A 9,032-nucleotide genomic window follows, 5' to 3' on the forward strand; every position below is an offset into this window, starting at 1 on the left:
CTGAGGGCACAGGAGAAAGGGGTGTTCCGCCGGGAACACCCCGAGTGATCACGACGACTGATTTGCTGAATTGCTCACCAACTCGATGAATCCAACTTCCGAGCCGAGAAAATTCCATTCTCCTCCGGCTATCCCGCTGAGTGCTCCCGCTTCGCCTCCGATTCCAAGAATCGTGAGGCTCGCTTGAGATTCGTCCCGATAGCTTTCGCTATCGACGCGTTCTTCACCTTAATCGTCCCCGTGAACCGTGCTTTCTCCCCATCCTGGTAATACACCTCATTGACCAACGACTCAGCCCCAGCGCGTAAGTTCAGAAACTCCTTCTCTGCTGGATTATCCAACCGCTTGCGTCGGTGAGCAAGTGCTAATTTCCGCTCGTAGAAGCCGTAACTGTAGAACTTCTGTTTCTCCCGGACGAAGCAATTCTCCCTGTGTGGACAGTCTTCACAGAACTCTTTCCCCATTCGCCCTGAGATACGACCACTCTCGGGCATGTACCGCTGCTCGAATGGTTCGTGTCCGGCGGGACACGCAACCATTCGGTGGTCGTCCCACTCTGCATCCGCTAGCGATAACTTCTCTGCAGGAGGCCGCTGCCCGGTTAGTCCCGTGAAGTGCTGCGTGATCCCATGATCATCGCAGCACGCCTCTACTTCTTTGTGCGTGTAGCCACCGTCAACGAGGAGATCCGTTAACCCGGTCTCCTCCGGCAATTCTGGCACGTCTTCGGCTAACAGATCACCATCGTCTGTGTTGTTCGTGTCAACGCGAATCGTCGTGATCAGTCGAAATGGGTTCTCTCCGCCACAGGTCTCAGCGACGTTCGCTTTGTAGCCGCAAAAAGACTCACCGCCCTTCCGGCGGTGAGTCGCATCCACGTCGTGGGGATTTTGCATCGACCCGCTACTGATCTCGTCGGGCTCTTTCAGCCCGACGCGATCTTGCTCGTGGTCGTCCTCATTGGACTGGGCTGGCTCATCACTGGCCTGCTCGTGGCCTGTCTCTCCCTCGCTGGATGTGAAGGTTCTAAGTGGTTCCCATCCCGGTGACGGCGAGTCACCGGGATGGTCGTCATCGTCGTCTTCATCGTGATCACGGTCATCGTCTTCGAGTTCAGGAATGCGGTAGCACTGTTCGTCGAGGATTTGCTGGAGATGAGCAAAACTCTCCAGTTCAGCGTAGTTTTGCTCCTCTTCGAACCTGTCGATCAACCAAGTAGCATGCTCGATGAGTGTTTCCATGGTCGAGTTGATCTCACCTGGCTCCAGTTCATAGGATAGCTCCAGGTTCTCCGTATCGGCGAATTCGTCTAGTCCGGCAGGGAGTTCCTGGACGATCTCGTCGGGGAGATCGTCCAGGAAGTTGTGAACGACTTTGGCGATGAGATCGATTCGGGAGAGTTGCTTGATGTTAGCCTCGATAAACGTCGAATCCATTCGCTGGGTACTGGCATCGATCTCGAACTCGTCTTGGAGGTAGCTTCGGTGATCCTGGAAAACCTCGTGCAACAGGTCTTGACCAGTCTCTTCTTCGTGTTCCAGTAAGCGTCGGCGGAAATTGGTGAACGTTTTCGCACAGATGTTGTCACCGAGCGTTTCCTTCCCTAGCGCGTTCCTGACGCGAAAATCGAACAGATAGGCGTGTTCGAGCTGCTCATCAGATAGCCCAAGCAGGTGCTTGATGATTTCCAGGGAAACCAACTCGTTGACCGGTTTGTTCGGCCGGCTATACCCGTCATGGTATAGCTGGCCGAACTTCTTCTCATCAATCTGGGTGAAGACATGTTCGTAGAAATGAGTAGACCAGTGATTCTGTAACTTCGTCTTTAGTCCGGATTGTAGGTCTTTTACAGGCGAAAACAGTGCTTCCTGCTGATACTCATTATTCTCTTTAAACACGTCTTACCCCAATACTGCGACTATTCGAGCTGAAGTGACGTATAGCTTTTCAATATAATTTCAGTAAGTTTTTCACTGCCTACGCGTAGCCCATAAGCCGTCTGACCGGACCCCTTTCTACTTCGCCCTCAGATTCTGCGTTTGGATTTCTACAAACCACCAACTCAACAACACTTATCGTCGATGTTGCCCTACGAATTCACAATTAGGTGCCCCCGCGATGCTCCACGACTATACGCATGTGCTGTTGGCGAACGATTACACCGACGCGCTCCGGGCTATCGTCGCTGAGACACTCCCACGTGTCGAGAATGCTTACGTTCTACTGGATCACGATGAACTCGACGGGGGGTTTGATCCGGCAGTACCGTCCAGAAAAACCTGGACCACCGTCCAGGATGCCTTCGAGCCAGTGGACGGTCCGGGACCGTTCCCCGAGGAAGCAGTAGATGTCCCAGCCAGCGAACGGATGACCTGCCGGGACACGCATACTGGATGCACGGCCTTCCAGCTGGTCGGTGACCCAGCAGCACTGGAGCAGCTCTGTACCCTTGCAGACGAGCCGGTGGTTGGCCAATGGTTCCTTCAGCAAGTTCGACTGACCTCTGGCAGAGATGTCGTTCTCGGTGCAGTCCCGCACCACCAAAAGCTGTGGATCGACGCCGACGCGTTCCAGAAGGAGTACGTCAACACCCTCGCTGACGCGCTGGTCGATTACCAGGCCTGTTTGGTCTCCGCTGGGACGAGACTAGAGTGGTCGGTCGACGGCCGAACCTATCGGCTGACGGAGGGATCGCTGTGTGTTGAGTCTGATAGTGGACTGACGGGTGACTCCTGCTGGGGACTGACGAGGCTCGATTCAGTCCGAAAAGAAGGAACCGAACTGGTGCTGACCTGGAAATCCGACGAACGGCCGTTTCCTGTTCAGGTTCTGAGCAGCGGGCTCCGAACCATGCTGCCCGGGGCATCTATACCCAAACGGGTACCCTGCAAAGATCCCGAGACAACCGAACGTGCCTGTGAACTGCTCACAGAAATGCTGGCGGCGTACGAGCGGGGATAACAGTAGTTGGTAGCGCGATTTCTTTATTCGGTCTTACAGCTGAAACTGAAACGGAGTGATTCGGTAACTACGTGTGCACATCAAGCATGAATATTTAAACACTACCCAAACGAACGACGACAGGAATGCGCCCTCCAGAAAGTACGAGACTTCAGTCACTGACCCGTCAATCGCCCGTATGAACCGGCGTACATTCCTCGCGACGGCTTGTGTCGGTACCGCAGCACTATCGGGGTGCCTATCGGTCCTTCCGTCGGGCAGGCCGGACACGCCGTTGCCCGCCGTCCCTGACGAGACTTGGCCACAACACGGGGCAAACAGCGCGAACACGTTTGTGTCGGATGTTTCCGCACCTCCGCGGGGAAACCTAGCGTGGGAGTCGGCGACTTTCACACGGTGGGATCCGGTGATCACCGACGGAATCGTCTACACCACAAACTTCGACCCCAGCAACGAGGGAAGCGCCATCGCACTCGACGCACAGGATGGTAGCGAACAGTGGCGGACACTTCTCGAAGGGGACGGCGACCATGGAAGAGCGCTCGTCGACGAACGCTTCCTCGTGGCGTACGACGAGGAGCTCGTCGCCCTCGACCGACGGAACGGTGACGTTCTCTGGCGACAGCCGCTCGAAGAGTCCGAAACCGGCGGGAGACCGACGTACGCTCCGGAACTGCTCGCCGTCGACGAACGGCCGGGTGTCGTCGTCGTTCCGTCCCGTGACGGCCTCGAAGCCTTCCGAGCGGAGAACGGCGAACCACATTGGGAGACGTCTGGGGTGACACAGCAGCGCGTCACGCCCGCGATCCACGACGGCACCGTCTACGCGGTGGGGGCCGTCGACGGCACGGACAGCGTCGCGGCGTTCGACGTCGACGACGGAACGACCCGCTGGACGAAAGCACTGGAGCAGGCGTCGACGAGCGCCGATCCGGTAGCGACCGAGCGGGGCGTTTTCGTCGTAGACGGGAACAGTCTCGGCGTCCACGACCCCGAAACGGGGGAGAGGACCAAGGAAATCGGCTTGGCCGAGATCGACGGGACGGAAAGCACGACGGTGGCCGTGGACGGGGAGACAGCGTTCGTGGCGAACGCCGAGGGGCTACTCGCGGTCGATCTCGCGGCCGAAACGACGCGGGTGCTACACGACGACGATGTGTACGCCCAGGGTTCTGTATCGGGAGCGACACGGTGATTGCCATGGTCGACGGGTCCGAGTACGTCTCTACCGAACTCCGTGAGACGATCACCGCCTTCGACCGCGAGACGGGGGACGTACAGTGGAACTACGTGTTGGACTCGTTTCACTCCGTGACTATCCCACCGATCCTCGTCGGCGGTGCCGTATTCTTTGCGACCAGCAGCATCGGCGCTCTGGCCGTACTCGGCGATGTCGATTCGAACGGCTAAGCTCAGTGTCTCAGCTGTACTGACCGCAGGGGAGACAAAACTTATCACTTTCTAAGGATTTCAACAGAGTCGGGCTTCTACTAATTTCCCTTGCTGCTCTCACCTGTCTTGGATTACTCCTTCACATTCCATGGATCAATACGGGCATCTTCCGTGGTCTTGTAGGGGCTACTGCGCTAATATTAGCCACATGGTTTCTCGTAGAGTGGGGTCTTACAGGCTACTTTGTCGCTGGGATCGGGGTGTACATGACAGTCATCGGTGGAGTCATGATTGTTGTCAGTGAACTCGTTCGCATGAAGGGTTCAATTATCCCGAATGATCTTCACGCTTTGGTCAGTAAGCAGTTTTAGTGGCCAGCTGTTTCAGACAGGAACGTATCTGAAGGATAGTATTTCAACAGAGCCTGATATTATATTTTTAGATTCATATATCATTGTGGGTTTTTAAAATATGGTGTTGGAGTCGACAGTCTTAGTTAAATCAACAGGTTTTAGTGCCCATAATATTAAATTCCCCATAATAATATGGTCAAAATTGAGCGCCGGCGGGATCAATTCACGGCGGTGCTATCAAATCTGGTATTGTTTGTTGGAGTCTTTGTGTTTCGATGGGATCCCCATCTTATTCTATTCTTCTATTGGTTTGAAGTAGGGATTGTTGTCATCCGAGAGGTGATTCAGTCATTGTTTGCTGAATTGCCACCATCAGAGGAATATCGCCCATCAGGATCAAAAGCAACATTTCCACTCAAAGAGTTAGCGGATGTCCGAGGAAGCCTTCAACTTACTCGCTTGCTTCCGCCAATATATCCACGCAATGTCCCATATGCACTAATGACGGTCATCCAACTGATTGCCTTTTGGCCGTTCGGGGGACTCGTATTAACCGGTATTGCTACCTCGTTTGTCGAACCACTTGTCTTACCGTCATCGGCTGCCCTCGGGATTCTTGCTATCGTGGGTCACCAACTGATTCAGCTGGTGTCCTGGTTTCGGTCAAGCAACTACAAAACAGTCGCTGCGACCGGAGGTATTTCCAAAACATATCTAGCGCTTTTATTCCTCCTTGCATTCATTGCGCCGGTTATCATCGGTGCCGTCCAAACAGTCGGTGTCGCTCAGGTCGGGCTTAGCCTGATCCTTATCGGATCAAAAGTAGTGTACGATATTCTCGAATTTCGAAAACCTAGGTTCGTCCAATCGACGATGTTCATTGATGAGACAGTGGGCGAAGAACCAACAGTCAAAATCCCAGATGGCAAGACGGTTGCAGAGTTTCACACCGACTGGCGTGCTGCACTTATAGTATCGCTATTTCGCGGTATTCTCTTTTCTTTCGTTATGCCTACAGTTCTTGTCGTTCTCGTCGGCGGGTTGATAGGGGGAATAGTCAGCGGGACACTATCCGGTGCTATAGCCGGTGCTGCAACTATCATCGCCATCCGTACTTTCTTCCAAATTTTTGTGGGATGGATCACTATAAAACCGATAGTCTATCGCGTGTATCCCGATGCCGTCGTCGTATATAATAGGCTAACCGGGGAAGCACAGGTGATAATCTCTCGAGAAGAGATTGAATATGTGGCGCTTTCAGACAGCCTAATTACTTCTATACTTCCAGATTGGTTCAGGTCGGTCCGACTTGAGCAGGACGACGGCGAGAAACGCCATATCGCGTATATATCGGAAGCGGATTCCCTAGTGCAATTACTTGATACTTCGTCATAACGTAACCACATTCAACCAGAATCGACAATATACATACTATTTTACACCTGTAACACTAGAATTGGTTCCAATTCCACTGAATAATACGGTACTTCCCGAATGTCGCTTCGTGAACTGTGCTGAGTCATGGACGAACGGAGTGAATGCCGATGTGGTAACTGAGTGAACAGGAAATAGAATCCACGGATGAGGGGAAGTGAAGTAAGAAGGCTGAGATACGCTGTTCTAGGCGAATGCTGTTTCTCACCAGGAGCTTGCCCAAGGCCGCGGGCTGGCGTCAGCCCGCGGCCGGCGCGTACGCTTCGGGCACACCTGTTCCGTTCATCTCGATCTCCCAACTCCGCTCTAGCTCTTCCTCTAATGCATGTCTGATCCAGTCAGAGAACGTCTTGAACGTGAATTCCTCGGGCAGGTCGCGCCCGCCCCGCTGGGGGCGGGCGACGACCGCCCATCGAAGTACAAGCCAGAGGTTCTCCAACAGGAATCCAACCAGGACGAACGCGAAGCGGATGATTGGGTCTTGTGTCGTCGTTACCACTCGTGCTTGGCGAAATACACGGTAGCTCGTTTCGATCGCTGACCGTTTCCGATAGAGTCGTTCGACTTGTTTCGGCGTGCGATCGGTCAGATCGCACTCCACATAGCCTCGAACGACCTCGCCGCTTTTCCCGCGCTCTCCGGCGTGATATGACACCGCGACCGCGAGGGGAATTCCAGTTCCCGCTCGCGGCCTTTGTACATCCGATAGGTTGTCATCATTGGTCTTTAGTTAGGCCCTAGTCTTCGGTTGTGTAGCGGTAGCGAGCCTCTCTTGGAGTATCGGTCGTTGTTGGTGTATCTTCTGAGCGTCGTCGATCAACCGCTCTAGCAATGGTGGCGGAGAGTAGCCAAGGTGTTCACCGAGTTCGTGAAGGATGAGCTGGGCGTGCGACCGGAAGGTCGCCGCCCAGCGTTCTGGTGGAAACACGAGCTCATCATCTGCTTGCTCGGTGACCAGATCCAACAGATCACGGCTGACCAGCAGTGACAGCAACGCCGCGTACAGCAGTATCTCAACGACGTGCTTCTTGCTCGTTGTGAACTCGTCCAACGAGTATTGCGTCTTGAGTTCGCGGAATAACAACTCAACCTCCCATCTGCAGCGGTAGATCGTCGCTAGATCTGCCGGTAAGAACTCTTCTCATGGGAGATACATGATATACAGATGGTAGTCGTCGGCGTCCTCGTTGCGGACGCCGACGACACGGAACGTCTTCGTGTCCCACGAATGCGTCCCTGCATACTCTCTGCGCTGGAATTCTGCTTCGACCTCGACATCGATATACTGCCGATAGAGGTCATCAACCACGTCGTGGATCTTCTCGCCCTCCAAGGGAATGGCGTCGCCACGCCATTCCCGTAATTCTCCGGTTATCTCCGGATTCACGTTTGATTTGAGCCGACTCACGAAGTAGCCGTCATTCTCGTCGATCAGTGCGAAACGTCGGTACTTGAAGTACGCTTGATCGAACAGTACTAACCGGTCTTTGAGCCACGGACCCATGTCAAACTCCGTGCTGTCGTGTGCTTTTTCATCAGTGACGCTGAACCGATCGATTGTCTGATCGGTGACGTTGTGGAGCAGGTGGAGCCGCGCTCCACCCTGCTCCCCTTTCCGTGGTTCGTACGCATCAACGAGAAACCGATGTAACCGCAAGATCGTCCCGTCAGCGACCATCACATCACGGAATCAGTCGAAATCTGCATCGACTGTATCCGGGACAGCGACCTCGTCGAGCGCGACCTCGACGAGGTTGCGGAGATACTCCGCGAGCGAGGGAGTCAGCCGCTGATAGAATCCGCCAGGAGAGATCGGTTCATCCGCTGTGGAGTTGTAGCTCCGTCTGAATCCAGTGAGTGTTCGGCTTTCGCCTGCGGCGAAGCCGAACACGAACGCCCAGATGAAGGCAGGAATCTGGAGTTTGCGGTCGCGTTCGACCACGCCGAGTTCCTCGGCGTGCTCTTCGAGGACTCAGAGGGAAACAGTGTAGTGAGCCGACGCATAATCCGAGATGAGGAGGCGTCTTGTTGCACACTTGCCGCCTCCTCGTTTCTTCCGCAAACATACCTCGATAAGCCACCGCTGTCACGCGATTCGTCTCCTAACTAAAGACGGATGCCGCTATGCGTATTTATTCGCTGATACAGATATTCGTGATCCAGAGGGCGTCACAGCAACCGCGTTCCCCTGGTGTGAGTGATTATGAAGCTCTTGTAACTGAATAGATTTTTAGCCATCCCCCAATATATTAAAATGTTAACATAGATATGAACTATGGTATTGTAATTGGATTGAGTATCGTTGCTCCATTCCTAGTTATTTTAGGACGGTCAGCACTAGGAATAACACCTTCAGAATATCAACTACTCGGTTGGCTTGGAGTCATGGTCTTCACGCAGTTCCACGCCTTTGTATCACTACCATCACCCATGACGACAATACTAATCTCAATTGGTCTCGGTATGATCGTGCTTTTCGTCTATGACCTAGTTTTTCTTTTAAATTCCGGTAATGGAGGGTGATTCCAACTGTTTTAGGTAGTTGGATAGCGATTTGCCGTCAGACCGATTTCGTAGCAGTCTCATGAATGGTCTCTCAATGGTGAATCAAGTGTGTCGCTGGGGGTTAGCGGATCGCTGGAATCGATAGATTCCACGATCCGCACCGAGAACAGTACGCATCTCCGCCAGCAACTCGTCGTCAAAGAGCTTGAGAACCGACTTCTTCGTCGTCAGATCACTGCAAAACAACAGCAGATCGAACAACTTGAGACTCGCCTCAAGCGGTACGAAAACCCAAACACACCTCCCAGTAAGCAGGGTGGCGTGGCTGGATCACCTGGCAACGATGACAGCGACGAGGAAGAGAACGAAGACCAAGGGGACGACGCT

The 9,032-nt window shown here is 53.8% G+C and carries 5 protein-coding genes and 3 pseudogenes; 5 read left to right on the forward strand and 3 right to left on the reverse strand.

Annotated features, from left to right (window positions below):
• Nucleotides 1–128: 128 nt before the first annotated feature.
• Nucleotides 129–1,898 carry a transposase gene (locus BSG09_RS19385; protein WP_092934829.1) on the reverse strand — a complete coding sequence of 590 codons (1,770 nt, stop codon included), beginning with the start codon at nucleotides 1,896–1,898 and terminating at the stop codon, nucleotides 129–131.
• 220 nt (nucleotides 1,899–2,118) lie between these two features.
• On the opposite strand from BSG09_RS19385, the gene BSG09_RS19390 reads away from it, so the two are divergent.
• The 4 genes from BSG09_RS19390 (at nucleotide 2,119) to BSG09_RS19400 (ending at nucleotide 6,101) form a co-directional block, all read left to right on the forward strand.
• On the forward strand, nucleotides 2,119–2,961 hold the full coding sequence (locus tag BSG09_RS19390) for a hypothetical protein (protein WP_092936067.1): 843 nt from the start codon (nucleotides 2,119–2,121) through the stop codon (nucleotides 2,959–2,961).
• A 406-nt stretch (nucleotides 2,962–3,367) separates the two neighbouring features.
• Nucleotides 3,368–4,156 carry a PQQ-binding-like beta-propeller repeat protein gene (locus BSG09_RS19395; protein ID WP_254799216.1) on the forward strand — a complete coding sequence of 263 codons (789 nt, stop codon included), beginning with the start codon at nucleotides 3,368–3,370 and terminating at the stop codon, nucleotides 4,154–4,156.
• Between the two features lie 5 nt (nucleotides 4,157–4,161).
• A complete protein-coding gene (locus tag BSG09_RS21180) occupies nucleotides 4,162–4,371 on the forward strand; it encodes a hypothetical protein (protein WP_217650168.1) in 210 nt (69 codons plus the stop codon).
• Nucleotides 4,372–4,898: 527 nt separating this feature from the next.
• Complete coding sequence (locus tag BSG09_RS19400) at nucleotides 4,899–6,101, forward strand: DUF6498-containing protein (protein WP_092936069.1); 1,203 nt, start codon at nucleotides 4,899–4,901, stop codon at nucleotides 6,099–6,101.
• A gap of 277 nt (nucleotides 6,102–6,378) precedes the next feature.
• Here the strand turns inward: BSG09_RS19400 and BSG09_RS19405 are convergent.
• A pseudogene (locus tag BSG09_RS19405) lies at nucleotides 6,379–6,857 on the reverse strand (ISH3 family transposase); the annotation flags it as partial.
• 13 nt (nucleotides 6,858–6,870) lie between these two features.
• A pseudogene (locus BSG09_RS19410) lies at nucleotides 6,871–8,144 on the reverse strand (IS4 family transposase).
• 609 nt (nucleotides 8,145–8,753) lie between these two features.
• On the opposite strand from BSG09_RS19410, the pseudogene BSG09_RS19415 reads away from it, so the two are divergent.
• Nucleotides 8,754–9,032: pseudogene (locus BSG09_RS19415) on the forward strand (IS66 family transposase); the annotation flags it as partial.

Origin of the sequence: Natrinema hispanicum, assembly GCF_900111485.1 — an archaeon.
Classification (GTDB): Archaea; Halobacteriota; Halobacteria; order Halobacteriales; family Natrialbaceae; genus Natrinema; species Natrinema hispanicum_A.

Excerpts from the sequence above, each read along its gene's own strand:
- BSG09_RS19390 (WP_092936067.1), top strand. The coding sequence starts at position 2,119 with ATGCTCCACGACTATACGCATGTGCTGTTGGCGAACGATTACACCGAC.
- BSG09_RS21180 (WP_217650168.1), top strand. The coding sequence starts at position 4,162 with ATGGTCGACGGGTCCGAGTACGTCTCTACCGAACTCCGTGAGACGATC.
- BSG09_RS19400 (WP_092936069.1), top strand. The coding sequence starts at position 4,899 with ATGGTCAAAATTGAGCGCCGGCGGGATCAATTCACGGCGGTGCTATCA.